This is a genomic window from Sulfolobus islandicus Y.N.15.51, from assembly GCF_000022485.1.
GTDB lineage: Archaea > Thermoproteota > Thermoprotei_A > Sulfolobales > Sulfolobaceae > Saccharolobus > Saccharolobus islandicus.
The window spans coordinates 77,379-103,354 of record NC_012623.1 but is presented as its reverse complement, the minus strand read 5'-3'; the positions used below and the strand labels follow the sequence as shown (position 1 = coordinate 103,354).

Genomic DNA, 25,976 nt, shown 5'->3' with positions numbered 1-25,976 from the left:
ACCTATGAACATATATTCATATATACAGTTATTTAAGCTTTTTCATTTACCACCATGGTGGTAAACTTTATATTTTTTAAAGATATGTTAATTTAGGTGAAATATGAATGGCAAAAGAGGAATACAAATGTGAGGCATGTGGAATGACATTCAAATCAAAAGAAGAAGCAGAGAAACACATGAGAGAACATCATTCCCATGAACATCATGGCCATTCTCACTAACATTGTTGTTAACGATAATAAGACATAAGTAGTTTTTTTATTAAATTATCTAATTAGATGAAAGAAAAGGTTCTTTATGAATCATTCAATTTTTCTCAGAGAGAACGATAACTAACTTTTAATCTGGATTAGTTTAGAATTTATTGCAATTCATCTAGCTTAAGAACTAAGAAAGTTCAACTAACCCACAAATCAAAGAAAGGGAATAAAATTTAATATTAATATCATTGGGAGTAATGTGTGGAAAGGAAAAGTAAATTCATTAATACTAAGATAGAGGTTATTTGCAATAAATGTAAAATGCCAGGCAGGCTTGCAATTAGATTAAGACAAAATATTGGCATAGAGTGTTATATATATCATGGAAAATGGCCTTTAGTATCTAAACATAGTGTTTCATGTAATGATTATAAAGATGTAGTTGATAAATTTATAAAACGATAAACATTTTTATACGATGTAAACATTTTATATAATAATCATTATTATAAATAATTTTTATTTTTAATTTTATAATCAATAGGTATCAAAGCTAATGACACATAATACATAGGGCATAATACATAGGGAATACACAAAATATAAACTAAGCATAAAAATTAGAGTTCGGCCTTCATCGTGACTATTAATCACTCGGCCTCATCACTCTTCTTCCCTCCCCATGCCGTCTACGGGACTAACTCCCTTCAAGGACATGGGGAGTTTCATTGGGTGCCTTACTCCGCCTCACATTGCTCATAGACTTCATAGTGGCACCCTTCAATAAAATGTTAATGTGAAGGTTTATAAACTTTGATAGTCACACTGCTTTGTGGGCTACTTCAGAATTATACAAAAATTTATAAATAATTATACCGAGTATTACTCATGGGAAAGAGTAAGTACAAGAGGGATTGGCACAAGTACGACGAGAACGTTATAACGAGATATACCCTAATGTTCCCCTTCTACGTCTTCGAACACTGGTGGGAATTACTAGCAGAAGAGAATAGGAATGCCAAGAAAACCTACAAGGCGCCAAAGGAGTTCAACGACTTCCTAGCGTTCCTGCACTTGTTCCTACCTTATAGGGCCATAGAAGGAGTATTGAGAGCACTAGAGAGACTGAAAATCATCCCAACAAGCCTAGACTACTCAACAATATGGGAAAGAGTAAGAAACATGAACATAAAATTCCCAGAGGCAAATGACCAACTTGAAGTAATAGCAGACGCAACGGGAATAAGCACAAACAAGGGAGGACAATACATTATAGCAAAATGGGGAAAAACCAAGGACTCAAAATTCCTCAAGATCGAAATAGTAATGGATAAGGACCAATTCAACGTAATAAACGCTGAAGTAACCAGCAACGAGGTTGAGACTGCAGTTAAGACAGTTAAGGATTTACAAGATAAGGGAAAGAAGTTTTATGGAGATAAAGCTTATGATGCTAATGAGGTTTACAAGACTGGGGTTGAGGTTGTTGCCCCACCTAGGAAGAACGCTTCTACTAGGCGTGGCCATCCTGCTAGGAGAAAGGCTGTAAGGGAGTTCAAGAGGTTGGGTTATAATCGTTGGAGGGAGGAGAAGGGTTACGGTGTTAGGTGGAGGATTGAGTCCTTATTATCTGCTGTGAAGCGTACTTTTGGGGAATCTGTTAGGGCTACAAGGCACTACATGCTGACGCCTCTAACAAACCTATGGGGATAACGAGTCTAGCGCGTCTCCCACGTCGAAGTCCTTGACATTAACTTCCTTACCCCTAGGAATCCTAAAACTCTTCTTGACAACTCCCTTGTAAACACCGTCCTTTATAACATGATAACAAATGCTTGCAAGCTTTCCGGCAAGAGCACAAGTAGCTTGAGTAACACTCTTCCCCCTAGCAATAAGCCTCTCATAATACCCTTTAAAAGGCTCAAGACCCCTAGCAACCTTGGCAACCAAGTAGAGAGCTCTACGCAAATACTTATTACCCCTAATCATACCGGAGTGAGACTCGCTATCACCACTCTGCTTAGTTTTGGGTGCAAAGCTTGCATAAGCCCTAGCAGCCTTAGAACTGGAAAAACGGGAAACATCACCGAACTCAGCGTAAATAGTTGCAGCACTAATCAAACCAATTCCGGGGATCTTACTCAACTCAATTACTGGTTTTGGAATCTTGGAAATTATCATATCCTCAACCTCCTTAATCATTTTCTCCAAGTTTTTTAACAGTTCAACTAATTGTTTTAACGCTAGTTTTTCCGCGTCGTTTAAGTTTCTCCCTAGTTTTTCTTTTAGTTCCTCCTTCTCTTCCTTGCTTAGTCCCTCCCCCTTTACTAGCTTTTCAAGTAGTTTTCTTCCCTTCTTGTCGAATGGTTGTATTTTATATCCCGCGAATTCTAATATTTTCCTTATCTCGTTCTTTACTTGTGTTGTCTTCTCTACTAAGCTTTCCCTATATCTCGTTAGTTCTCTTAGCTCCATTATTTCTCCTGTTGGTATGTATGATCCCTTGATTACTCCGGTCATGTGTGCTACTAGTAACCTTTGTGCGTCGAGTTTGTCTGTCTTTTTCCCTAGTATTTCTGTTAGGTGTAGTGGGTTTATTACTGTTACCTTGTATCCTTTTTCCGTTAGTTTTTCGTGTAGGTAGAAGTAATATATTCCAGTTGCCTCTATTATTCCTTCCTTATATTCTCCTAGGAATTTAATTAGTTCCTCTATTCCCTCGTTGTCGTGGTTGAATTCCTTTACCTCCTTGACGTATACTGCTGATTTTTCTTGTTCTACTACTAGTTCTCCCTTTGCTGCTGTTAGTTTGCTTTGTGAAATATCAATTGCGAAGGCCTTGTTTGTAACTTTTAATTCCATGCTTGTGTATTACGCGTTTCTCGAGATATTTTTTGTTCTCATAATACCTTGTTTTCTTTGCATAGTGTTAAGTGTTTCAGCCCCTAGAGTATTTTGTTACAACCTCCTACTCGGGGGTTTTTATCCCCTCTTGTTAGATCGTTCTAGGGGCTTCACAGCTAGCCTTGTAGATGGGGTTTTATCCCCATGTTTTCTATGAGCTTATGTTGTTTTTCTCCTTACTTGTTTATTTCCTTTTCTCTTGTAATACTTGGTTTTATTCGTTCTCTTGTTTTGCGTGGATTGCCCCGTAGGAGTTTTTTAGGACAAGTGGTTGAGGCTAAGCTCAAGTTCTGGGCTTATGCATGGATGGTCCACTTGGCTAATTCTTTAGTTGGTAGAGCTCCGGGTATTAGGGTGTGAGCTTGCGAATAACGTTGAAATAAATATTAATTACTGAAAAATTCTCAGTGTATCATATCATGCTTATGAAATAAATTGAAGAGATCAACAAAGCACGTATATTAACAATCCTTAAATACTGGATAAAGGAAATGAATATGTGGATAGACAATCCAATACTGCAATAATGTTAATAGGTCATGGTTCGAGAAGGGAGACGTATAATAGTGATATTGAAGGAATGATAAATTACTTGAAGGAAAAAATCTCAATACCTATATACTTAACTTACAACGAATTCGCCAAGCCTGACTGGAGATCTCTACTAAATGAGATCATTAAAGAAGGGTATAGGAGAGTAATAATAGGGTTAGTGTTTCTAGGAAGAGGAAATCATGTTTTTAGAGACATCATGGGAGAGCTAGGAATCCAAAGGTTGAACAGTTGGGAGGTAAGTAAGATAAGTGGAAAGGAAGTGGAGTTTTACGTTACCGAACCGCTTTCGTCATCACCCTTGATTGGATTGGCACTATATTACAGATTGGCAAGGGCATTAGATGCGCTTCCAACTCTTGAATACACGGAGGATCCTTATGAGATAGAAGAGAGAAGTATGAACTATATTCTACCAAATTTAGATGTTAAAGATGCGAGGGAGAAAAGAGTAATAGGAAAAGCCGTTTTCGCATCTGGAAATCCAGAAGTAGCAAAATACTTGAAGGTGACCAACTTGGATATGGGGATTGAGGCAATAAGATCTGAAAGCGAAATCGTAGCCGATGTGAAAATGGTCTCTGTAGGTATTAGATGGAAAAAGGTTACTTGTATGATAGATGATGAAAGGACGAAGGAGTTATCAAAGGAATTGGGGATAACTAGGGCCGCAGCTGCCATGAGGTTATCAATTGGACAAGGTGGCAAAGTGGTGGTTATAGGAAACGCTCCGACTGCACTTATAGAAACGATTAAATTGGTTAAACAAGGAGTTGATATACCATTTATAGTAGCAACACCTCCAGGTTTCACAAACGCCAAGGAGTCCAAGGAAGCATTGATAGAGAGTAAAATTCCATCTGTAGTATTAACTGGGACTTATGGTGGAAGCGGTATAGCAGTGGCGATTATTAATGAGATTATTAAAATGGCAATGGAGGGATGAAAATGGGGAAATTATACATTGTAGGAATTGGACCAGGATCAAAAGAACAAAGAACTATAAAGGCACAAGAAGTTTTGGAAAAGTCAAACGTAATAATTGGATATAATACATACTTAAGGTTAATATCTGACGTCCTAGATGGAAAAAAGGAAGTAATAGGAGCCAGAATGAAAGAGGAAATATTTAGGGCTAACACTGCAATAGAAAAAGCCTTAGAGTCAGATAATATTGTTGCCTTAGTATCCAGTGGTGATCCACAGGTCTATGGAATGGCTGGTTTAGTATTTGACTTGATATCCAGAAGAAAATTGGATTTAGACGTTGAAGTGATACCTGGAGTAACTGCTGCATTAGCAGCTGCTGCTAGACTAGGAAGCCCCCTTTCTCTCGACTTCGTCGTAATAAGCCTAAGTGATTTATTAATACCAAGAGAGGAGATTTTACATAAAGTAACCAAGGCTGCAGAGGCTGACTTCGTAATAGTATTTTATAATTTAATTAATGAGAATTTATTAATAGAAGTAATGGATATAGTTTCAAAGCATAGGAAGCCGAATACCCCAGTGGGATTAGTTAAGAGTGCGTATAGGAATAATGAGAACATAGTAATAACGACCTTGTCGTCGTGGAAAGAACATATGAATGAGATAGGTATGACTACTACAATGATAATAGGAAATTCGCTAACTTATAGTTATAAAAATTACATGATAACACCAAGAGGTTACGAGAGGAAATACGAGCTATGATAATAAACTCTTTAAAGAGATTTGGAATAACCACTGGAGCTGCAGCCTCTGCAGCCGCAAAGGCAGCAGTTATGGGATTACTTAATAGAGAGAAAAGAAACACAGTGGTAATACCGACACCTATAGGATTAAGACTGGAAATACCCGTGGAAAAAGTTGAGATAGATAGTGGAATTGCATGTGCTGAAGTTAAGAAATTTTCGGGCGATAATCCAGATATTCTAGATGGGTTAGTGATAAGATGTTGTGCTAAACTAAATGAGAGTAATGAAATTGTTATAGTTGGAGAAAAGGGAGTTGGTAAAGTTACAAGGAGTGGGTTAAAGGCAACCATGGGGGAGACGGCAATAAGCCCTACTGTAAGGGATATGGTAATCAACGCAATAAGGGAAGTTACAGATAAGGGAATACAGATAACGATTGAAGTACCAAATGGAGATATCATTGCTGAAAATACCTTAAATAAAATGGTTGGAATAGTGGGTGGGATTTCCATACTGGGTACGACGGGTATTGAGACGCCTGTTAGCGATGATGATTACTTAGAGCATATTAAATGTGAGCTTAACGTAATTAGGCAGTCTTACGACTTCGTAGTGATTGCTCCAGGAAATTCCGCAGCAAAGTATGCATCAAAGTTATTTGATAGTAACAGCATTATAAAAGTAGGGGATAGGATAGGGGATTCGATAAAGTTAGCAAGTAGTGTTTTTAGGAAGGTAATACTAGCTGGATTACCTGCAAAACTTCTTAAAGTATATGCAGGCATTTTTAACACTCATTATTCACAAGGTGACGCTAGACTGGAATCATTAACCCATGCTTCAGTTCTAGCAGGACTCCCCTACGATGTGCTGACTAAAATAACAAACGCTCTATCAGTGGAGGAAGCTTTCACGTATATGACAAAAGAGCAGAGAAGGAAAGTGATGAAAATTGTAGCCGAGAAAATATTGAGTAGGATAAAAAGTTTTAATGGTGATATAAACTTCTGCGTAATTATCTTCGATTACGATGGTGAATCTTTGAGTAGGGTGGGATGTTAAATGGAATGGAAATACGTTATACCAGGGATTCCAGATAACTTCTTTGAAAGGGATGAGGAAATACCAATGACTAAAGAGGAGATAAGGGCTTTGGCTTTATCCAAATTGAGGATAAGAAAAGGTGATATGATCTTAGATATTGGATGTGGAACGGGTAGCGTTACTGTAGAGGCTTCATTACTGGTTGGAAGTACTGGGAAGGTTTACGGTGTAGATAAGGAGGAAAAAGCTATTAACTTAACTAGGAGAAATGCAGAAAAGTTTGGAGTTTTAAACAACATAGTACTCATAAAAGGTGAAGCGCCGGAGATATTGTTTACGATTAATGAGAAATTCGATAGGATTTTCATAGGAGGTGGATCAGAGAAAATTAAGGAAATTATATCGGCCTCTTGGGAAATAATAAAAAAAGGTGGAAGAGTAGTTATTGACGCTATACTATTGGAAACTGTAAATAATGCCATATCTGCGATGGAGAACATTGGATTCATAAATTTAGAGATAACGGAGGTAATTATTGCAAAAGGTATGAAAACAAAAGTAGGTACTGCAATGATGACGAGAAATCCAATATTTATAATTTCGGGTGAAAAGCAATGAAACTTTACGTGGTTGGATTAGGACCAGGTGATGAGGAGTTAATAACTATGAGAGGAGCGAAAATCCTTAAGGAGGTTAGAACTATCTTCATTCCCTATTCCACTGGAACCAATAGAAGTCTGGCAGAGAACATAGTCAAGAAATATGCTAAAAGTAATTCAAAGCTGGTTCTATTAGGTTTTCCCATGGCAAAGGACGTTAATGAGAATGAGTTGAAAAAGATAGGAGAAAAGATCTGTAATGAAAGTGAAGGCGACTCCGCATTTGTAACCTTAGGTGATCCAACGTTATATAGCACATTCTTCAGAATAAAGGATAAATTACCATGTAATGTTAACGTGGAAATTATCCCCGGCGTCTCTTCCGTAACCGCTTGTGCCTCAAAAGCTATGATATCTTTAGCGAATTCTGAGGATTCGATAAGTATAATACCAGCTTCAAGACTAGACTCTATTGAAAAAGCTAGCGAAATATTCGAGACTATAATAGTACTTAAGGCTAACGAGAACATTAAGGAAATAGCTCAAATGCTTTCCAACAAATACGACTTACTTTATGCTAGAAGATGTTTCATGAACGACGAAAAGTTAGTTAATATGGAAAAAGAGATCGTTAATGATAAGGATTACTTCTCAATGATAATAGCTTTGAGAAAGAAAAGGTGACAATAATGGTAGGAAAAGTGGTTTTCATTGGATCTGGCCCAGGAGATCCTGAGCTAATTACAGTAAAGGCCAAGAAATACATAGAAACAACTGATGTAATAGTATACGCAGGTTCCCTTGTAAATCCAGAAATATTGAAATGGTCTCGAAAGGATGCCGAAGTATACAATAGTTCATCGCTTACATTAAATGAGATAGTGGAGATAATGGTCAAAAAAGCGAGTGAAGGAAAACTAGTTGTTAGACTCAAATCCGGGGACTCATCAATCTACGGAGCGTTATTTGAGGAGATGTGGGCATTAGAAGCTGCTGGAATCCCATTCGAAGTTGTGCCAGGTATCACTGCAGCTATTGCCGCGGCTTCTGTAATACCCATTGAGTTAACAGTCCCCAAGCTTTCCCAAACTGTTATTATAACAAGAGCCTCACTGAGAGTCCCAATGCAAGGTTCCATAAAAGATTTCGCCAAAATGGTAAAGATTGGAGCTACTATGGTAATCTATACTGGAATACATATCATAGACAGAGTAGTTAATGAGCTTAAGGAGGGAGGATTAACTGATGATACTCCAGTGATAGTGGTCTATCGCGCAACTTGGCCAGAGCAAAGGATAATTAAAGGAACTTTGGCTGACATCGTGAGTAAGGTTAGGGAAGCTAAGATATATAGGGATTCAGTAATAATAGTAGGACTAGCATCAGATCCACAACAGATCAAGAATATGGTAAGATCTAGTGTATATGATCCTAAGCATAATCATTCATATAGGCCTTGGAAAGTAGAGGAAGACTAAGAATGATAGAAAACTTATGGCGAGGAATTGCCATAATCTCAGCCTCTGAAGACGGTTTCAAAGCAGGCGAAATAGTTAAGGAGAAGTTAAAAAGATTTGAGATACCCGTAGTCCATTTCAAGTATAAGGACGCAGATATCGAAACAGTATGGAGATGTTATGATGCGATTATATTTGTAATGGCACTAGAAGGAGCCACTAGGATTATTTGCAAATACGCGAAGTCTAAGACCAAGGATCCTGCAATAATATGTATTGACGATAAAATAAATTACGTTATACCCCTTCTTGGTGGGCATTGGGGTGCTAACGATATCGCAAGAGACTTATCTGTAATTTTAAACTCAACACCGATAATAACCACAGCTGCTGAATTAAAAGGCAAGTTAAGTGTTGAAAAGATAGCGAACATTTTAGTTGCTAAAATATTAAATCCCGAAAATATAGTTAAGATAAATGCAGTCCTATTAAGAGATGAGTATGTTTGTGTGGATGGAGTTGATATTAACGTTACGTTCCCCGAAAATATAAGGATAAATAGTGAGGAGTGCAATTACATCGTATCGTTGAGGAACGATAAGGAGTATAAGGATAAGATAGTAGTATGGCTGAAACCACTAAAGATATCAATAGGTGTAGGGTCTAAAAAAGACGTGAAAATAGATGAGATTAGAGATGGAATATACAAGGTACTAGAAAGGCTTAACTTAAAAAGAGAGAGGATTGGCATAATTGCGTCTATTCGAGAAGAGGTCAAGAAAATTGCCGATGAAATTAATGTTAAATTTAGATTAGTAAACGAGGAGGAGATAAACAACTTTACAAATCCATGCCTTACTCCTCCTAGCAAAACCCTCATTGAAGTTGGCTTGAAAGGAGTAGCTGAAATTTCCGCCCTAATAGCTGGTGGAATTAATTCAAAATTGATATTGAGAAAAATAGCCATAAGTAGAAATTCCACTATTGCAGTAGCAACTTATGAGGGTGAGTGAAATTCCAGTTTACATCGTTGGAGTAGGCCCTGGAGATCCAGAGTATCTTACATTAAAGGGATATAAGGCCATAAAGGATAGTTCAATAGTAGCTGGATGGAAATCAGTCTTAGAAAGATTTTGGCCAATATTAGAAGGTAAACGAACGGTGGTATTAACATATAAAATAGAGAGCGAAACGCTAGAAGAGATTATTGAAATAGGGAAAACTGAGAACGTTGCAATACTTGATCATGGAGATCCTTCAGTATCTGACTGGCAATTTGTGGAAAAGATAAGGAACATAGCTACAAGTAAAGGTGTTAAGGTAAATATAATCTCTGGAGTATCCTCTCTAAATATTGCCCTTTCTAGACTGGGTCTTGACATAAATTTTATTGGATTTGTAACCTTACATGTAAGGGGAGATATATCGAAATCTTTGAATGACCTTCTTAACATATTGAAGATGGGTCGTGTAGCCGTGGTAATACCAGAACCTTACAAAGATGGGCCACAAAAAGTAGCTAAATTCCTCTATGATAATAATTTAAACTGTAGAATAGTGGTATTTGAGAAACTCAGTTACGATGATGAGAGAAGGAGGGATTATGATAACTTAATATCGTTATTGAATGAAAACAATGAATTCGGTGACCTTACAATAATGGCCATATTTCCTAAATCCTAGTGCGTTTTAGAGTAAAAAGATAAAAACCATGATGAATAACGCATAGAATATGGAGAATATCGAATATATTTTTGAAGACGTAGTTAGAATATATGATACTGACGCTCAAGGTATAGCACACTACGCCGCATATTATAGATTTTTTACCAATACGATAGAAAAATTTATTAAAGAAAAAGTTGGAATACCATATCCCATAGTCAATGACGATTTATGGTTTGTTATAGCGGAATCCCATGCCATATATCGTAAACCAGTGAAGTTAGGTGATAGGCTTACTATTTTATTAAACCCAAAAATCTTGTCTAATAAAACGATAAAGTTTGACTTTAGAATTTTAAGGGATGGGGAACTGACAACTGAAGGGTATTTAATACAAATAGCAATTAATCCAAAAATATGGAAATCAACTGAGATGCCCAAGGAAATTATGGATAAACTGTCAATAAAGTAAAGACTAGGCGTAAAGAACTTAAAAAGCGTAATTTAATTGTTAATATTATGAACTTAGAACCATTATTCCAAAGGGCAAATGAGCTTTTACGTGCATCAAAATTCAATTTTAATTCAGGATTTTATGAAATAGCAGCAATAGCTGCCGAAGAGTCTCTATACTTAATGTTAAATGCAACATTAATCAAGTTAGGGGCTGACATACCATGGTATCTTGATTTTGATGTGCTTTTTAGAGTAGTATCGAGATATTCACATGATGATAGACTCTCCGAAATTAGAATTAAAGAAAGGGATATCATCAGATTGTTAGACGACATCAAAATTAGATTAGGATATTCAATACCCTTGGAGCTTAACGAAAAGGATATTGAGAAACTGATTGCTTTCTCTGAGAAAATGTTTGATCTACTCTGGAGGAATTTCCTTAAAAGTTAATGATAGATCTATTCCTTTCTTTGAATTCATGTACTTAGTTACACTCCAGATTATTATGCCCGATACAAAAGACCCAAGAACAAATGACAAAGTGATAATATTAACACCAGACGTCGTTGAGAAACCGAACAAGGGATTTGTCGCAGCTTCATAGGTCAGATATACGAAATAAATCGTCGTTAAGATACCTGCAATCTTCATTAATCTACTTTTAGTCTTCTGTCCAAATATTATGGCTGAAATACCTACTGCCAAGAAATACAACATTCCAACTATAGAAGCACCATATAGTGATATGGCAGCATCTATTGAAAATACTGGAATTAAGAGGAATAATAGCGTTAGGGTTATATCTAGGAGGTGAGCGTAAACTGGAGATCCATGTGCGTTAAGTTGCGATAATTTCTCAGGAAACACTCTGTCAAATGATAGGGCAAATACATATCTTGAAAATACTAAGACACCATATGATAAGACGAAGTAATTCCAGAGTATTAACCCAAGTCCCAATATCCATTCTATAATTGGATTTAAGGATAACGCCATAGCCACTGTCCAAAAGTTATAAATCGCAGATGGATAGGCGTTTAAATTAAAGTAATACCCACCAACAACATCCATTTCCAGAAATCCTAATGTTACTAAAATTCCAGTAATTAATAGCGAGAAGAACACATTGAATTTGGAGACCTTATCTCCCCTAAACTCTGAAGATACTGCAGGACCTGCATTCATCCAAGGATATGTGTACAGTGAAAAGAGGGGTAAGAGAGAAAGTGTAGCCAGTAATGATATTGAATAAGGTAATATAGTTTTAGGCAGGTTTGATGATACAGTTACGTTAAAGTCCTTAAGTAAAGGTATGACTGAAGAATCAAAATGCTTAGCGTTAATTGCAATTATTATCATCGCGAGCATTACAGTAAGAATTGAGAACGTTCCTAAACTTGTAACTAACTTATACCCCCATTTGGAGTGTAGAATATTTATAAGCACTATTATTACAAACGCAAGTGCTGAAATTCCATAGAATATTAGCCTTTGTTGAAGCGTTGGAGTGGCATAAGGATTAACGATCACATTTTCAGCAACGTAAATTAACGTATTTTGATGATTAAGATAGCCAATTGTCAGCAACGCAGAGTTAATTGATGACGCCGAGAAGAATGAGATGATAGCGTAAAATGCAGTTGATTCTAAAAGATACGCTACTGCGAAAATTGTACCTATTATTCCGCCTAAATTCCTTGATATCCATACGTAATCCCCACCGGTTCTTCCAACCTTTCTGTTGAATATGGTGTAAACTAGCGCTTGAGGTAACGCTAAGAACATACCTATCAATGATGCTATCCATAGCACTCCACCTTGTGTTATATAGGGAGATATGGATTGGAATAAGGCTATGCCTATTGACATGTTAGCTAAATTGAGCATTACCGCATCAGTAAGGGATACTTGCTTTATGAGACCAGAAGTTTCCCTCACAAAGACCTGCTTTCTTTCCATATTGCCACTCTAAACTTTTGATTAATAAATTTTACTTAGACACAAAAATTTAAAGGGAAATCTCCACTAGGGGATTTACTTAGATAAATAAATTCTGCCTTACCCTATGATACTAATAACAATAAGACCTTATTATCTATGGAAAACAACCTATCTTAATTGGAATAATTTATTCGTGCCAATCTCATCCAAGGGCCATAATAGAAATTTTTAACTTTAACTCACACACGAAAATAATGAGACGAGGAGTAAAAAGTAATGAAGTGAGATTCGTTCTCGCTAAAAATGGTATATTGGTATCAACTATCATTCCCCTTCTTGGATACATAATGTATGGGATAGCCTTAGGCTCCCTTCCTTCAATTGGATATTCCACATTAGCTGGAATACTCTATACATTTACATTATACTCTCCTTTCATATTTTTCCCTTCTCTACTACCACTTTCTGCCATATCTTATTTTCTAGCTTCCATATTTCTTTATAAGGCTTATAAATACAAGACTCTAAGAAAATATGGAATTATAGCTATTTCACTATCAGTATCTTACATCGTATTGTATGTGTATAATCTCTTTTTTGTGGAATTAATTCCAAAATTTCTAATGAGTTGGGTTTTGATAGGATTTTATGAGATAGGCAACACTATACAATTATTAGCGTGGAGAGTAAGTCTAAGGACTGTCTTGATAAAAGTTTATGGCTTGCCAAATAACCTAAAGTGGAAAATTAATATTGAAGGACAAAAATACACTTTTTCTGACTCTCAAGCAAAAGTAAAAATTAACAAGGAAAAACCTAGCTTCTATGTTGATAGTATTTTAGAAGGATATAATACTTATATGCCAAAGCCTAATAGTGGAATTATAAGTAGTAACTTATTGGAAATTTATTTCACAAAAATTAGCAAAATACCAGATATTAGCAACTGGGATCCAAAGTTATGGATAGGAAATAAGATAAATGAATACGAAGTTATTGATATAATAGCCATAGGTGGTAGCTCATACGTGTTAAAAGTCAAGAGGGGAAATATGTTATATGCGATGAAAATTCCGAAGATTAGTAAGAGCACCCCTGGACAGACTAGGATTAGTGCTAGTAATATAATATTTGATCTTAGTAGGGAATTTATCAATTTACAGGATTGGATATAAAACTCAAAATGCAGTACAGTTATTTGCAATAAGTGAAATAGATATTAGCAATATAATGAAAATTGAGAAAGGGAAGAGCTATTTCTACCTAACTAGGCCACCTTATATAATAATAGAATTAATGGAGGGCGGTAATGCTTTACAGCTTTTAAACATAAGTAGAAGTAAAGATTGGTATAGAATTGTTGGAATATTAATTAGAGATGTAGCAAAGGCGTTAGATATTATCCATTCATCTGGTTATGTTCATTTAGATGTAAAACCACAAAATATCTATTTCACTAAATTCCCTGGTAGTAAAGAGAAAGAAATCCTCAGTAATTTAACTAGTGGTAAAGTGGTGGTTAAATTAGGAGATTTGGGCTCAGCCAATAGAATAGGCGAAAGTGTAGCTGAATTTACGGAATTCTATCGCCCTATAGATCAAATAGAAGCTGCTATGCTAAAGAATAAAGGGGCATTACCTAGTATGGACGTATTTGCCTTGGGCGCAACAGCCTATAAGCTTCTATTCGATAGTTACGTATATCCTAAAGAATACTATGAGTTAATAGAAAAGGCGATAGAAGAATTTCAAATGGGTAGAGGAAATTACTTGAATAATCTAAAACTCGCTAGGCAGTACGCCATATTACCTAAAATAAATAATATGCCATCATGGTTAGTTAACCTCTTGTATGACATGCTATTACAAAGAACTAACGCTAGAACAATCTATACTACTATAGAATATAATTTACGTTAATTCTAAGATAATAGGTGCGTGATCTGAGCCTTGTATATCTATCAAAATATCAGCCATTTTTATCCTATCTTTTAACTCTTCCGACACTATACAATAATCTAATCTTAGTCCCAAATTCTTATCCCTAGCCTTTCCCATGTAGCTCCACCAACTATATTTTCTAACATTTGGGTGTAGATATCTAAAAGTATCAATGAAACCTAAAGAGAGAAAGTGAGAGAACCACGATCTCTCTTGTGGTGTAAGTCCGGGAATTGTTGGGTTAGAAAAAGCTCCATCAATATTTTGGTGTGCAATGTTAAAATCTCCACAAAGTATTACCGGTTTAGCTTTTCTTAATTTAAGAACAAAATTTTCAATTTCATTATTAAATTTTAGCTTAAAGTCCAACCTTTCTAGGTTATCTCCTGCCCTAGGAAAGTATGCATTAATCACGTAGAAGTCCTTCAGTTCTAAGGTAACTGTTCTTCCTTCATCGTCGAATTCCTTAATTTGAAGACCTTTAATCACATTTATGGGCTTTATCTTAGTTAATGTCATCACCCCACTATATCCTTTTCTCTTTGCTGGAAACGAAATTACTTCATAACCCATCATAATAAAATCAAGTGGAACTATATCACCTTTAGTTTCTTGAAACATTATCACTTCAAACATGTTATTTTCTATGAAGTCTATTAGATTCTTCTTTAAAGCTGCACGTATACCATTAACATTCCAACTTACTATCTTCACATTTAGAAGATTATAACGAATGAGTTAAATTATCTATTCTCCCTCCATCTGCAACTATGACTTGCCCAGTAATGTACCTCGCTTCATCACTCGATAAGAACAATACGATATTTGCTATATCCTCGGGCTTTCCAGTAGTTTTTAGAACTGTCTTATTCCTAAATAACTCCCTCAATTTCTCAGCATCCTCTTGGTTTTTTCCAGACAACGTCATATCAGTCTCTACCCAACCTGGCGCTACAGCGTTAACTCTTATCCCATATTTTCCCAACTCGAAGGCTAACCTTCTTGTAAGAATTATAATGCCTGCTTTGGTTATTGCGTAAAATGTAGTACCTTCAGCTGCAGTTCCAATACCCGCATTTGAAGCTATATTAACTATTGCACCGTTTTTTGATAACTTTAATAAGGGAAGAAATTCATAAGTGGTATATATCGCACCGTTCAGATTAATTTTTATCATCTTGTTATACTTCTCGTCATCAAATTCCTCAAATGGCATCAAGACCATTATTCCCGCGTTATTAACTATTACATCAACTCTCCCAAATTCCTTCTCAACTACCTCTTTAGACTTTTTAACTTCATCTCTGTTTCCCACATCGCACTTTATTGTGAAAACCCCTTTCTCTCTTAGTTTTTTAGCCTCATTTTCCGCAGAATTATAAAGGACTATTGGTAATCCTTCCTCCCTTAAAAACGCTTCCGTAATTGCCCTTCCTATCCCTCTAGTACCTCCAGTTATTAGAATAACTTTATCTTTAAACCTCATATGATAAGACACTACCATATCTCTTATTAACGTTTTGCTTTACTAGTTGAAATATTGTGATAAGAAAGTATATGGGACAATACTTTATCATAACGAGCTTCACAATGATAGGTCTATTATTCCCTGTAGAGTTCTATAGCGAGACTAAATCGTTGATCTTATTAGGTGTAATTACTGGGATTTATAATGCGTTAAATGCGTTAGGATCTTATATATGGGGTTATCTAATTGATAAGACGACGTTAAGAAAGGAGTACGCGGTAATACTCTCGTTATTTGGTGTAGTTATTGGCCTAATATATCACTACGATAAATTAATAGCTTACGAATTAAGTGGATTCGTTTCAGCATTAGATGGTCCTATATATTCGGCAATACTGCTTGAAACGACTCCCCAAGAAAAATTAGTTTTGGGAAACACTAGAATATCTCAAATTTCATTAGCCGGAAATGTTACTGGTAGTTTACTTTCTGCTTTTTATCATAACGACTACCTTATACTTATATTCTTTTCAGTTTCCCTTATCTTCAATGTAATTCATATTCCTAAATATGATGGTGGAATTAATTATGATGTTGCTGATAGGAACAAATTACTTAGAATTTTACTCATTCCGATCATATCTTATTTCTGGTTTAATATGGCAGCCGAAATATTCTATATCTTATTCGTACCTTTAAATTATTTAATGTTAAATCCGTCTTACGTTATATTCCTCAGTTATACTTTCCTTTATTTAATAGAAGAAGTGATTTACAGTAAAGGAATAAGCGTGGTTAAAGGGAGGGAAGAATACTTTATGTTATTAGTAACATTTGCTAGATCATTAATAGTTTTATCATTAGTTTACATAATTCTTATGGGATTAAAAATATATGAAGGAACCATGTTATTATTTTTGGTCTTCGGTCCATTATTTCCAGTATATAATATCTCTTTCTTCTCACTATTAATAAAGGGGTTAAAGAGAAATAAGGCAACAATTATTGGAATATTCAACGTCAGTGAAGATATAGCAAATGTTGTTGGAGGATTCTTATCGGGTTCTACTAACAATATAGTGTCTGGGTATCAAATTTCGTTCTATTCTTTCGCGCTTTCATTATTCCTAATATATATTTATTTACGCAAACCTCTACGTGTTAGTGCTTCTTCATGAAGTCTTTTTTCTCTTTCCGTAACGGGTACATATTCTGGCATTTTAATGGGTTTTCCTTCCTTATCAACTCTAACATATGTAAAATATGCAGTAGCTACGTGTTCCTTTGTACCATTTACATCTTCTCTAATTACGTTAATTAAGATGTCGGCAGAAGTATTACCTACATAAATAAGTCCTGCTCTGATTGTTACAATATCATTAAGTCTTATGGGAGAGTAAAACGCTAATCCCTTTACCGCTACTGTGACTACGGCGTTGAAAACATTATCATAAATATTTTTACTATTATAGTTCATATAGTTTAAACAAATTATCCCTCCAAGATCATCCATAAGTTTCAGTAGTTTACCAGCTGACATTATTCTGCCATCATATGTTAACTCTGGGGATACGTGGACCACATTGCTTATCCTATATCTTAATCCATCAGTGATATCATCCACATAAAACCTCATCTTCTGCCTATTTAGTATTTTAGATAGCCTATTCTCTCTTCTCCTCTTAGCCTCATCCATTTTTCTCTTATCATCTTCGCTTTCTGCTATGATCTTTACGTTAACTGGAGCGGGCCTTAGCAAATCGTCAACTTTAACGTATGTAGCGTAAGCTGAAACAACTTCTTCATCTCTATCAAACGCACTGACCTCTACTTCAAGCGAAGTATTACCTACATATACCGTTTCAGCCCTTACTTTAACTATATCGCCTAGTTTAACTGGTTTTTTAAATATAACATCGTCAAGTGAGGCTAAAACCGTAGTACCCATCGCAACCTTAGTAGCAGATAACATACCAGCCTCTACTAGAAAGAATAGCATGTCACCCCCATGTAGTCTATTTAAAAAGTTAGATTGTTCATAATGGATAAATCTAAATGTTTCAATAGTAGTATCAGAGATTTTCAAGTATGACATGATTAACCATTTCAGCTATTTTGTCAAAATTTTTATCTCTTTTTGCATACTCCAAGGCTATATCCCTTAGTTGCCTTAAAACTCCTTTCCAATCAAGGTTGTTTACAAGATTATCAGGAAGTTGTGAGTAATCCATTCTTTTCTCATATGCTGACATATAAGGTAAATACTCGTCTTCAGCTATTCTCATAATTGCTACACCATTTCTATCTAGAATATACTCATAAATTCCCGATTTCCATAATGTTATGGAAAAGTCGTCTGAGGGTGGCAAGTATTTCCTAACGGTTTTCAAAAACTCTATAACAACTTCCTTATCTTTCTTTCTCTTTAACGTATTTATAACATTTTCTAAGTTAGACTCCACTAGTCTAACTTAGTACAATAGTATTTATGTTTTAGACAAATCATAATGACCTAATGGAGGAGGCACTGGAGTTTTTATCTTAATTTTACCTTCTCTAAGCCAAGGAGTAAGCAAATAGGCTACGCCATTTCTCTCCCAGTTTAGAATCTTAGCCTCAGTCTTAGATAGACCTAGAGTTTCAGCCACTTCTGACTTAATTCTAAATATAATCTTAGTATTTGCTAACTGTATAATTATATCGCTTAAGTCATTAGGATTATGAGTGGCAAACACGAAACCAATTTTCCTCCTCCTACCTAATCTCATCATGGTAGCTATTTTGCCCGCAACTCTTCTAATATAGTTAGTATCCTCTTCTCCTCCTTTAGACGATGGAAAGAACCTATGAGCCTCATCAATGATTATCACGTTTCTTCCTTTTACGTTTCCACTTCGCATTTGCCTCTCTCTAAATTCAAATAAACGGTCTAAGAAATAATATGTTAAAATTTTCTGTGAGAAATCATCAAGCTCACTATTATATAGATCAAAAACTAGTGTAGATGACGAAGACTCTTTAAGAATCTTGCTTAATGGAAACCGCTCTACACTAACATCAAAAAGTTGGGTCTCCTTTAGTAAATATAAACCTCTGACTATGTTTTCCCTTGTGCTTCTATGAATTTCTACACCTTCCAGGCTATTCTCATTAAATAAATCTATCAGATCTTCTAGCTTTCCGATATCTTTACCCTTTTTTCTTATCATTATTTTTATAAAATGTGATGCTTGCTCAGTAAAATAAGGATTAAGCCTATGTAAAATTGTCTTCACATCTTTAAATCTAAAATAAAATGGATAAATTGTAACTTGAGATGACCATTCTGCATTGGAAATAATTATTTTATTATTTATTATGGAAGCGTATATGGAAATACCCTTGTTATTCAAGTGATTGAGAATTGGTTTCACAAACATGTCAAAGTACACTTTCGCTATGGATCCAGCGGATTTGGCACCACCTAGATACTTTTTCACCCACGATTTACTGACAGGGTAAATGATGTCGAGATTTATACCCTTAACTATTGCACTATAAAGTTGATTAAACTCCTCTACGCCCCTCATAACTACCTTATCGGATCTATCCGGAGGAAGGAAAATATGATAATAGTCACCAGTTGCATCAAGGATAAAGATCTTACTACCCTCTTCATTAGCCACATTAAGTCCGGCTATTAGGTCTTTTATGAATGAAGTTTTACCTGCTCCCGTAGTACCTAATATAAGCATATGAAAATTCAGATCATCAAGGCTTGCGCTCACTCTAACCTTACTATACGCGACGTCTAAAAATCCTAATCTTAACAAACCTCTGGTAGTACCTAGAGATCTCTCTATGACTTCTGGCTTAGGTATTATCACAGGTGATTGTGGCTCTAATATGATATCAGCAGCGTCAGGCTCAGAAGAGGAAAGAAAGTCTACTTTAGTTAGCATTTCACATTTAAGAGTAACATTAGTTATTAATGATCCAGGTTCGTCATCACTTAGTCCAATATTATTTAATACATTAGAATCTCCAATGAATAAAGAAGAGGCATCGTTTCTTTCATAACCTATAACTCTTAGCAAAATAAAGTACAGTGTCTTTATATCTATAGCTCCTAAGAAGATACCTATCTTACCTAGAAAAGGATACTTATAATAAGTATTGGGATCTATAGTTACGTTAACCACATTATTTTCCTCATCAACTCTGCTAGGAACATATCTAGAAACCTTTCCTATAAAATCACCCAACGTTATGGCTAGTGCCCTTGCCTTAGATATCTTGTCTTTTATATCGTTGTATAACGGAACATCTGAGCTCAAATTCTCACCTGCTCAAGCTTACTGTAAAAACTGGCTTGTAATCCCATACTCTCTAGTGAGGTCATAACAATCTTTAATATGGCGTTGGTTATCTCCTTTGCCGTTCTATCAGCGATTGCGAGTACAAATGGAATACCGTCTTTAGTGAACTTTAATGAAGATAACTGGTCTATAACTCTAGAATCATTACTAAGACTCTCTACCCTCAATATGGCAAATTTATAAACATAAGGGTGGAGAGGATATATCAAGTAATTAACGTAAACTGGCGTGTTAACTATATTTCTCAATATGGGACCTAAAGATATGGGAGAATAAGGAGGTGATAAATTAGCTTTTATTAAATCAAGTATAAACGACTCGTCACTGAAATACCTCCTCGGATCTATTCTAAATTTCTCCATAAATTTGGATGACAATTTGTAGAGACTAGAAATTAATAATCGGCTTTTGTCTAACCTCTTAACAATACCGATCACATTCCTCCCCCTTATGGCTTCTAAACGTAAGTTCAATACGTCGTCCCTAACCTTACTTCTCAAGAAAATCAACGGGGGTATTAATGGACCATCTAATATAACAGAACCATCATTTGGTATTTTTTTAAGAGCTTCGGTTTCAAGAATAGTCCTTATTTCAGTCTCGATTTCTTCTGGAGAATTCACTGAAGTAAAGAAAGATCCGTCTAGAGATAGGGTTGTAACGTATTCTGAGCTATAAAAGAAGGGTAATAAAGGACTCTGATGAGCAGATGATGCTAATGCTAAAAAGGGCTTTCTCAAATCCAATTCGGGGAAACCAGAAATGGGAGGATATACTCCAAAAATAGGAGAAATAGTTGATGAAACTACAACAGATGCAACGCTAATAATTCCTTTTGACGAAATAAAACTTCTACTACTTCCATCTAATGAATAAATTAAAGATTGATTAGATTCAGCGCTTACAACTTTAATAAACTCATTCAAAGGAGAGACCAAAATTCCACTATTATCATTCTCCCCAACTAGATTCTCTGCCCCAGGACTCATACTGCTGGAAGAGGTTAAATAATTCACAATATAGTTTGAGATTATGTCCTTTAGTAATACCGGAAGCTCTAACTTTTTAGCCATCTTTCATATCATATTTTATTATGGTAATATTTAAATATGAGGTAATACTGAAAGAAGACCCAGAAAGCTCAGGTCTATTCCCCGCTAATGCCAGTATATAGTTTTCTCGCTGCTAAAGTAATCGCGTCCCATACTCTATTTACGGGTGGAACATATCCCGTTTCTACAAAGAATAACTCTTCTGCAGTGAAACCTTTTTGAATAACAGCTGCCATCATATTTAACCTTCCTAGAACCTCCTCTTCTCCTATAATCTGTGCACCTATTATTCTCATAGTATTAGCCTCGGCGATTAACTTCACTATGATATCTTTAGATCCAGGATAGTATCTAGCCCTAGTCTTATGATGGACTGTAGCTGAAACTGTTTTGATGTTGTGACGTTTAGCCTCGTTCTCAGTAATACCAGTCTTGGCTATAACGTATTCCTCAAATTTAGTTATCATCGTCCCTATTACTCCAGGGAAAGTTACATCTTTACCGCCTATGTTATTCCCAGCTACGAAACCCATTTTATTGGCTACTGGCGCAAAGGGAACCCAATCGGGTTTTTTGGTAATAATATTTATCGATTCTGTTGAATCTCCAGCTGCATAAACGTTTTCGAAGCTCGTTCTCATATGGTTATCAGCCCATATAGCGCCAGTCTCCCCTATTTTTAGCTGATCTTTAACTAGATCGACATTTGGTTCAACTCCTATACCAACTACGGTAGCATCTACCTCATATTTTCCTTTATCTGTTACTATGAGTCTTCCCCTTTCTGTAACGCTTATTAAACTCTCATTTAACTTTAGCTCTATTTCGCTTCCAACTTTATCTGTTATTATCTTACCCATATCTTCATCGAGCATTTTATTAAGCAAATATTTTCCCCTATGAATCAAAACAAGTTTCTTTCCTCTAGCTCTTAGTGCTTCTGCCATCTCAATGCCTAATATACCCCCGCCAATTATTGCAATCCTATCAAAACTCCATAATTTTTGCCTTATGTATGAGGCATCTGCTGGATGATGAACATAGAAAATTCTGTCTCCCTCTGCATTTAGCTTTTTGGGTTTAGCACCTGTCGAAAGTAATAGATAATCAAATTCGTATTTTTTATTTCCCTGATTTTCCCTTACTGTGATAGTTCTGGATCTTAAATCTACCTCCTCCACCTTAGAATTTATCTTAACATTTATCTTTCTCTTTTCAACAAAATATTCTGGAGTATATGTCATGAATAAGTTTTCATCGTCAAAAAGACCCTCAGTAAAATAGGGAATACCACAAGGTGCATGACTGACCATCTTAGTGGATTCAAAGACTGTTATATCAATATTTGGCTTAAGCCTTCTAGCCCATGAGGAAGCTGTCATTCCAGCAGCTCCACCACCTATAATAATAAGCCTTTCCATAACTGATTAAATTCACAGAAACCTTATTATATTTACGGTCTAAATATATCACATGAAAGCTGTTGAAAGATTAGATAATACTATGGCTGAGCTGAATAAAATAAATGAGAGTGAACTAGGAATAAATGAGTTAGATCTTTTAAGGTTCTTAAAAAACCAATTGTCAAAATCCAAATCTCTATTCGAATCCTTCTCTAAAAGTATTGATGAAAAGAGATGGGATGATGTACTCTCTTACACTTTTCAAATATCACAACGAGTTAACTCAATCTTCGGTTACTTAGTGCAACCAGCGGTTTTCTCGATGATCTCTAGAAGTAAACTTTCAGAAAATATAGAGAATATTATAGATTCACTGGCGTTCTCTGTTTCGGAAATGATCATAGTACTAAAGCAAAACAATAAGTCGCTAGGTATAGATACGATAACTGTTAACATGTCCTCTAATCCTCCATCCATGTCTATATCTGTGGTGATAAAAGGTGGATGAAATTTACCTTAATTGGGATAGAATGTTTGATGAGGCATATAGAATTCCCATTCATGAAATTAAGAACGATAACATAGTATTCTCCGGAATTGGCGGAAGTGGAATCGTTGGAGAAATAGCAAATATCTTAGGCGTTGAACTTTCATTCAAGAGAAAGTTCACGGGAAAAGAATCATTAGTAGCCGTAAGTTATTCTGGGACTACTTCAGAGACAATAGTCGATGTAGAAAATGCAGTAAAAGCTGGATCTGAAGTCATAATAATAACGTCTGGTGGGATACTTGAAAAGTTTGCTAAAGAGAAGAGTTTGAAACTTATCAATGTACTATCAGGTTTTCAGACAAGATATGCTTTTCCATATCTTTTCACACCCTTAATAAAAATGACTACTAAAAAAAGAGGAATCAAAATAAATGAGACTGAATTAAAAGAGGGAGTAGTAGAAGCTAAAGAGAAAATAAAGGCAGATGCGGCAAGATTGGCTGAATTGCTAATAAATAGAATTCCTGTAATTTACTCGTCAAAATACTTGGCAATAGCGAAAAGATTCAAACAAGAAATAAATGAGAACGCTAAGCACCCTGCGTTTTATGGTGAAATACCAGAGATAAACCATAATGAAATAGAAAGCTATGTTCACGGACCTTCCCTTGTATCAGTCATTGTTGAAAGCTCGGAAATAGACAAAATTACTGAAGATGTATTAAACTCAATAGTTATAAAACCATATTTTAGTAATGATTTAAAGAATATTTCTAGCCTACTAGCATTGGCTGGAGTTACATCACTTGAAATGGCTAAAAAAATTAATGAAAAACCGGATAAACTCTATAATATACCAAAAGCTAGACAATTAACTTCAAAATTATTTAGAATAAACTAGTGTGAGTTGATAATGGATTTCAGAATAAGGGTATATAATTCGCTAGGGAGAAAGCTAGAGGAATTTAATACAATAAATCCGAATTTAGTGAAAATGTATGTTTGTGGTCCCACAGTCTATGATTACGTTCATATAGGTCATGGAAGAACTTTCGTTGTATTTGACGCAATTTCAAGATATTTAAGGTTAAAAGGGTATACAGTCATTAGGGTTCAGAATATTACAGATATTGATGATAAAATAATTAAAAAATCTCAAGATACTGGAAAAGATTGGAATGAAATTGTTAACTATTACACAAAGGATTACTTGGACATGTTATCTCAACTCAAAGTAAAAATAGATATACACCCTCGCGTAACACATCACATAAAGGAAATCATTAACTTCGTACAGAAACTAATAGATAAGGGGCACGCGTATGTAGCACCCAGCGGTAGTGTGTACTTTGACGTCGATACTTATCCTGATTATGGGGAACTTTCAAACACTAAAAAAGAAGAATGGAATCAAGGAGAAGAATTCGTTAAGGAGAAAAAGCATTCCTATGACTTCGCGTTATGGAAAGCATGGAAGCCAGGTGAACCTTATTGGGAATCACCTTGGGGTAAGGGAAGGCCTGGGTGGCACATTGAGTGTTCAACTATGTCAACTAGGTATCTAGGTGAGAGATTTGATATTCATGGAGGAGGAGCCGATTTAGTGTTCCCACATCATGAAAATGAAAGAGCACAAACTGAGGCGTTAACTGGGGAGAAATGGGTCTCATATTGGGTTCACAGTGCTTTTGTGACTATAAGAAAAGAAAAGATGAGTAAATCTTTAGGCAATATAATACCATTAAACGAAGCTATAAAGAAATGGGGACCCTCAGTTTTAAGATATTGGTACTTAACGTCTCATTATAGGTCACCGATAGACTTTTCTGAAGAAGCCCTAGAGCAAGCAAAATCCGCGTTGCAGAGAATAAAGGATTCAATGGCAATAATTAGAAACATAATATCTGAGGGACCTAAGTTCTATGCAAAAGATGATGATATCAAAGTATATAGAGAAATACTTAATAATTTAGATAGCTTCCATACAGCAATGAGTAACGACTTCGATACTTCCACCGCCCTGTCATATATACATGAGATAGTGAGATTAGTATTCTCCACTTTACAGTATAGTAGAGATTTCCTTGGTGCTATGTTAGCTTTCGAGGCGCTTAGCCAATTCAATGAGGTATTTGGAGTAATGGATGAGGAGTTCTATCCTACCTACGATAAGATGTATAAAGTAATAGACGCAGTTGTAGATATAAGAAATCAATTGAGGCAAATGAAATTGTATGAAATCTCCGATAAGATAAGGGAGGAGTTACTAAAGGCTGGAGTTAGAATACTTGATAGTAAGGATAAATCTACTTGGAGATTTGAATAATGGAGTATGGTGGCTTTTCCCCTTTAAAGTACATAATTAACATATCATAGGTAGTTTTTGTAGTTGGTATATCTTTCAGTTTATTAAAAGGTATATATTCTACTTCTGAGGCATCACTGGAGGCACGAAGTTTCCCACCTATTGGTTTGCACTCAAAGTCTAGAATCACATAATGATAACCTTCATTTATTACTTGCACAATAGATATAATATTACTTACAGCTACTTCAAGTCCAGTTTCCTCCCTCATCTCTCTCTTCAATGCGTCCTCTAATGTCTCACCATACTCTACCTTACCACCTGGTATTGCCCATAACCCAGCATTTGGCGGGTTCTTTCTTTTAACTAAAAGAACCTTATTTTCTTCAACGATAAGACAACCTACAGCTACGAGCGGCCTATCCATAAAATAACGATAAAAGTTAATATTAAGTA

The 25,976-nt window shown here is 35.6% G+C and carries 26 protein-coding genes and 2 pseudogenes; 18 read left to right on the top strand and 10 right to left on the bottom strand.

Features of this window, described 5'->3' with window-relative positions; translation table 11 throughout:
- Positions 1-107: 107 nt before the first annotated feature.
- Together YN1551_RS17820 and YN1551_RS00570 are read left to right on the top strand one after the other, a co-directional pair.
- Positions 108-224 carry a C2H2-type zinc finger protein gene (locus YN1551_RS17820; protein ID WP_148206561.1) on the top strand — a complete coding sequence of 39 codons (117 nt, stop codon included), beginning with the start codon at positions 108-110 and terminating at the stop codon, positions 222-224.
- An 867-nt stretch (positions 225-1,091) separates the two neighbouring features.
- Positions 1,092-1,916 carry an IS5 family transposase gene (locus YN1551_RS00570; RefSeq protein ID WP_012716956.1) on the top strand — a complete coding sequence of 275 codons (825 nt, stop codon included), beginning with the start codon at positions 1,092-1,094 and terminating at the stop codon, positions 1,914-1,916.
- Here the strand turns inward: YN1551_RS00570 and YN1551_RS00565 are convergent.
- A complete protein-coding gene (locus YN1551_RS00565; protein ID WP_012715521.1) occupies positions 1,905-3,065 on the bottom strand; it encodes an IS110 family RNA-guided transposase in 1,161 nt (386 codons plus the stop codon). The two genes, YN1551_RS00570 and YN1551_RS00565, sit on opposite strands and share 12 nt — an antisense overlap.
- Before the next feature lie 294 nt (positions 3,066-3,359).
- On the opposite strand from YN1551_RS00565, the pseudogene YN1551_RS16385 reads away from it, so the two are divergent.
- The 11 genes and pseudogenes from YN1551_RS16385 to YN1551_RS00510 form a co-directional block, all read left to right on the top strand.
- Positions 3,360-3,467: pseudogene (locus YN1551_RS16385) on the top strand (IS5/IS1182 family transposase); the annotation flags it as partial.
- Positions 3,468-3,606: 139 nt separating this feature from the next.
- A complete protein-coding gene (locus YN1551_RS00555) occupies positions 3,607-4,605 on the top strand; it encodes a precorrin-8X methylmutase (protein ID WP_012712775.1) in 999 nt (332 codons plus the stop codon).
- Complete coding sequence (locus YN1551_RS00550) at positions 4,602-5,354, top strand: precorrin-3B C(17)-methyltransferase (protein WP_016729618.1); 753 nt, start codon at positions 4,602-4,604, stop codon at positions 5,352-5,354. Before YN1551_RS00555 ends, YN1551_RS00550 begins: the two co-directional genes overlap by 4 nt.
- Positions 5,351-6,400, top strand: a complete 1,050-nt coding sequence (gene cbiD, locus YN1551_RS00545; RefSeq protein WP_012716955.1) for a cobalt-precorrin-5B (C(1))-methyltransferase CbiD — start codon at positions 5,351-5,353, stop codon at positions 6,398-6,400. The genes YN1551_RS00550 and cbiD overlap by 4 nt, the downstream gene beginning before the upstream one ends.
- Positions 6,401-7,000, top strand: coding sequence for a precorrin-6Y C5,15-methyltransferase (decarboxylating) subunit CbiT (gene cbiT / locus YN1551_RS00540; RefSeq protein ID WP_012716954.1), 600 nt, complete (start codon positions 6,401-6,403; stop codon positions 6,998-7,000). It abuts the gene before it with no gap.
- On the top strand, positions 6,997-7,665 hold the full coding sequence (locus YN1551_RS00535; protein WP_012716953.1) for a cobalt-factor II C(20)-methyltransferase: 669 nt from the start codon (positions 6,997-6,999) through the stop codon (positions 7,663-7,665). Before cbiT ends, YN1551_RS00535 begins: the two co-directional genes overlap by 4 nt.
- 5 nt (positions 7,666-7,670) lie before the next feature.
- Positions 7,671-8,459: a precorrin-4 C(11)-methyltransferase gene (gene cobM, locus YN1551_RS00530; protein ID WP_012716952.1), complete on the top strand. Its 789-nt coding sequence runs from the start codon at positions 7,671-7,673 to the stop codon at positions 8,457-8,459.
- A gap of 2 nt (positions 8,460-8,461) precedes the next feature.
- On the top strand, positions 8,462-9,451 hold the full coding sequence (cbiG, locus tag YN1551_RS00525) for a cobalt-precorrin 5A hydrolase (protein ID WP_012712770.1): 990 nt from the start codon (positions 8,462-8,464) through the stop codon (positions 9,449-9,451).
- Entirely contained in the window at positions 9,438-10,121 is a 684-nt protein-coding gene (locus YN1551_RS00520; RefSeq protein WP_012712769.1) for a cobalt-precorrin-7 (C(5))-methyltransferase, read from the top strand. The genes cbiG and YN1551_RS00520 overlap by 14 nt, the downstream gene beginning before the upstream one ends.
- Before the next feature lie 49 nt (positions 10,122-10,170).
- Positions 10,171-10,575, top strand: a complete 405-nt coding sequence (locus YN1551_RS00515; RefSeq protein WP_012716951.1) for an acyl-CoA thioesterase — start codon at positions 10,171-10,173, stop codon at positions 10,573-10,575.
- A gap of 47 nt (positions 10,576-10,622) precedes the next feature.
- A complete protein-coding gene (locus tag YN1551_RS00510) occupies positions 10,623-11,012 on the top strand; it encodes a HEPN domain-containing protein (protein WP_012712768.1) in 390 nt (129 codons plus the stop codon).
- On the opposite strand, the gene YN1551_RS00505 is transcribed toward YN1551_RS00510, so the two are convergent.
- A complete protein-coding gene (locus tag YN1551_RS00505; protein WP_012716950.1) occupies positions 10,983-12,521 on the bottom strand; it encodes an APC family permease in 1,539 nt (512 codons plus the stop codon). The two genes, YN1551_RS00510 and YN1551_RS00505, sit on opposite strands and share 30 nt — an antisense overlap.
- A 236-nt stretch (positions 12,522-12,757) precedes the next feature.
- Here YN1551_RS00505 and YN1551_RS00500 point away from each other — a divergent pair.
- Positions 12,758-14,423: pseudogene (locus YN1551_RS00500) on the top strand (protein kinase domain-containing protein).
- Here YN1551_RS00500 and YN1551_RS00495 read toward each other — a convergent pair.
- A complete protein-coding gene (locus YN1551_RS00495; RefSeq protein WP_012716949.1) occupies positions 14,415-15,158 on the bottom strand; it encodes an exodeoxyribonuclease III in 744 nt (247 codons plus the stop codon). The pseudogene YN1551_RS00500 and the gene YN1551_RS00495 sit on opposite strands and share 9 nt — an antisense overlap.
- A gap of 10 nt (positions 15,159-15,168) precedes the next feature.
- Positions 15,169-15,948, bottom strand: a complete 780-nt coding sequence (locus YN1551_RS00490) for an SDR family oxidoreductase (protein ID WP_012712765.1) — start codon at positions 15,946-15,948, stop codon at positions 15,169-15,171.
- A gap of 53 nt (positions 15,949-16,001) precedes the next feature.
- Here YN1551_RS00490 and YN1551_RS00485 point away from each other — a divergent pair, with 53 nt between their 5' ends.
- Positions 16,002-17,090: an MFS transporter gene (locus tag YN1551_RS00485; RefSeq protein WP_012716948.1), complete on the top strand. Its 1,089-nt coding sequence runs from the start codon at positions 16,002-16,004 to the stop codon at positions 17,088-17,090.
- On the opposite strand, the gene YN1551_RS00480 is transcribed toward YN1551_RS00485, so the two are convergent.
- The 5 genes from YN1551_RS00480 to cdr form a co-directional block, all read right to left on the bottom strand.
- Positions 17,051-18,007: an acyl-CoA thioesterase gene (locus YN1551_RS00480; RefSeq protein WP_012716947.1), complete on the bottom strand. Its 957-nt coding sequence runs from the start codon at positions 18,005-18,007 to the stop codon at positions 17,051-17,053. The two genes, YN1551_RS00485 and YN1551_RS00480, sit on opposite strands and share 40 nt — an antisense overlap.
- Entirely contained in the window at positions 17,985-18,374 is a 390-nt protein-coding gene (locus tag YN1551_RS00475) for a hypothetical protein (RefSeq protein WP_012716946.1), read from the bottom strand. The genes YN1551_RS00480 and YN1551_RS00475 overlap by 23 nt, the downstream gene beginning before the upstream one ends.
- A gap of 24 nt (positions 18,375-18,398) precedes the next feature.
- Positions 18,399-20,228 (bottom strand): ATP-binding protein, encoded by a 1,830-nt coding sequence (locus YN1551_RS00470; protein WP_012716945.1) that lies wholly within the window; start codon positions 20,226-20,228, stop codon positions 18,399-18,401.
- Positions 20,225-21,343: a DNA double-strand break repair nuclease NurA gene (locus YN1551_RS00465; protein WP_012716944.1), complete on the bottom strand. Its 1,119-nt coding sequence runs from the start codon at positions 21,341-21,343 to the stop codon at positions 20,225-20,227. Before YN1551_RS00465 ends, YN1551_RS00470 begins: the two co-directional genes overlap by 4 nt.
- Positions 21,344-21,417: 74 nt before the next feature.
- Complete coding sequence (gene cdr / locus YN1551_RS00460) at positions 21,418-22,743, bottom strand: CoA-disulfide reductase (protein ID WP_012716943.1); 1,326 nt, start codon at positions 22,741-22,743, stop codon at positions 21,418-21,420.
- Between the two features lie 52 nt (positions 22,744-22,795).
- On the opposite strand from cdr, the gene YN1551_RS00455 reads away from it, so the two are divergent.
- Genes YN1551_RS00455 through cysS form a run of 3 tightly spaced genes read left to right on the top strand, consistent with a single transcriptional unit; the run spans position 22,796 to position 25,541 of the window.
- Entirely contained in the window at positions 22,796-23,233 is a 438-nt protein-coding gene (locus YN1551_RS00455) for a hypothetical protein (RefSeq protein WP_012710272.1), read from the top strand.
- Positions 23,226-24,116 carry a bifunctional phosphoglucose/phosphomannose isomerase gene (locus YN1551_RS00450; RefSeq protein WP_012716942.1) on the top strand — a complete coding sequence of 297 codons (891 nt, stop codon included), beginning with the start codon at positions 23,226-23,228 and terminating at the stop codon, positions 24,114-24,116. Before YN1551_RS00455 ends, YN1551_RS00450 begins: the two co-directional genes overlap by 8 nt.
- Positions 24,117-24,128: 12 nt before the next feature.
- On the top strand, positions 24,129-25,541 hold the full coding sequence (gene cysS / locus YN1551_RS00445; protein WP_012716941.1) for a cysteine--tRNA ligase: 1,413 nt from the start codon (positions 24,129-24,131) through the stop codon (positions 25,539-25,541).
- Here cysS and YN1551_RS00440 read toward each other — a convergent pair.
- A complete protein-coding gene (locus tag YN1551_RS00440; RefSeq protein WP_048051810.1) occupies positions 25,522-25,947 on the bottom strand; it encodes an NUDIX hydrolase in 426 nt (141 codons plus the stop codon). The two genes, cysS and YN1551_RS00440, sit on opposite strands and share 20 nt — an antisense overlap.
- Positions 25,948-25,976: the final 29 nt, after the last annotated feature.

Coding starts and splice junctions, on each gene's coding strand:
- YN1551_RS17820 (WP_148206561.1), top strand. CDS start 108: ATGGCAAAAGAGGAATACAAATGTGAGGCATGTGGAATGACATTCAAA.
- YN1551_RS00570 (WP_012716956.1), top strand. CDS start 1,092: ATGGGAAAGAGTAAGTACAAGAGGGATTGGCACAAGTACGACGAGAAC.
- YN1551_RS00565 (WP_012715521.1), bottom strand. CDS start 3,065: ATGGAATTAAAAGTTACAAACAAGGCCTTCGCAATTGATATTTCACAA.
- YN1551_RS00550 (WP_016729618.1), top strand. CDS start 4,602: ATGAAAATGGGGAAATTATACATTGTAGGAATTGGACCAGGATCAAAA.
- cbiD (WP_012716955.1), top strand. CDS start 5,351: ATGATAATAAACTCTTTAAAGAGATTTGGAATAACCACTGGAGCTGCA.
- cbiT (WP_012716954.1), top strand. CDS start 6,401: ATGGAATGGAAATACGTTATACCAGGGATTCCAGATAACTTCTTTGAA.
- YN1551_RS00535 (WP_012716953.1), top strand. CDS start 6,997: ATGAAACTTTACGTGGTTGGATTAGGACCAGGTGATGAGGAGTTAATA.
- cobM (WP_012716952.1), top strand. CDS start 7,671: ATGGTAGGAAAAGTGGTTTTCATTGGATCTGGCCCAGGAGATCCTGAG.
- cbiG (WP_012712770.1), top strand. CDS start 8,462: ATGATAGAAAACTTATGGCGAGGAATTGCCATAATCTCAGCCTCTGAA.
- YN1551_RS00520 (WP_012712769.1), top strand. CDS start 9,438: ATGAGGGTGAGTGAAATTCCAGTTTACATCGTTGGAGTAGGCCCTGGA.
- YN1551_RS00515 (WP_012716951.1), top strand. CDS start 10,171: ATGGAGAATATCGAATATATTTTTGAAGACGTAGTTAGAATATATGAT.
- YN1551_RS00510 (WP_012712768.1), top strand. CDS start 10,623: ATGAACTTAGAACCATTATTCCAAAGGGCAAATGAGCTTTTACGTGCA.
- YN1551_RS00505 (WP_012716950.1), bottom strand. CDS start 12,521: ATGGAAAGAAAGCAGGTCTTTGTGAGGGAAACTTCTGGTCTCATAAAG.
- YN1551_RS00490 (WP_012712765.1), bottom strand. CDS start 15,948: ATGGTAGTGTCTTATCATATGAGGTTTAAAGATAAAGTTATTCTAATA.
- YN1551_RS00485 (WP_012716948.1), top strand. CDS start 16,002: ATGGGACAATACTTTATCATAACGAGCTTCACAATGATAGGTCTATTA.
- YN1551_RS00480 (WP_012716947.1), bottom strand. CDS start 18,007: ATGTCATACTTGAAAATCTCTGATACTACTATTGAAACATTTAGATTT.
- YN1551_RS00465 (WP_012716944.1), bottom strand. CDS start 21,343: ATGGCTAAAAAGTTAGAGCTTCCGGTATTACTAAAGGACATAATCTCA.
- cdr (WP_012716943.1), bottom strand. CDS start 22,743: ATGGAAAGGCTTATTATTATAGGTGGTGGAGCTGCTGGAATGACAGCT.
- YN1551_RS00455 (WP_012710272.1), top strand. CDS start 22,796: ATGAAAGCTGTTGAAAGATTAGATAATACTATGGCTGAGCTGAATAAA.
- cysS (WP_012716941.1), top strand. CDS start 24,129: ATGGATTTCAGAATAAGGGTATATAATTCGCTAGGGAGAAAGCTAGAG.
- YN1551_RS00440 (WP_048051810.1), bottom strand. CDS start 25,947: ATGGATAGGCCGCTCGTAGCTGTAGGTTGTCTTATCGTTGAAGAAAAT.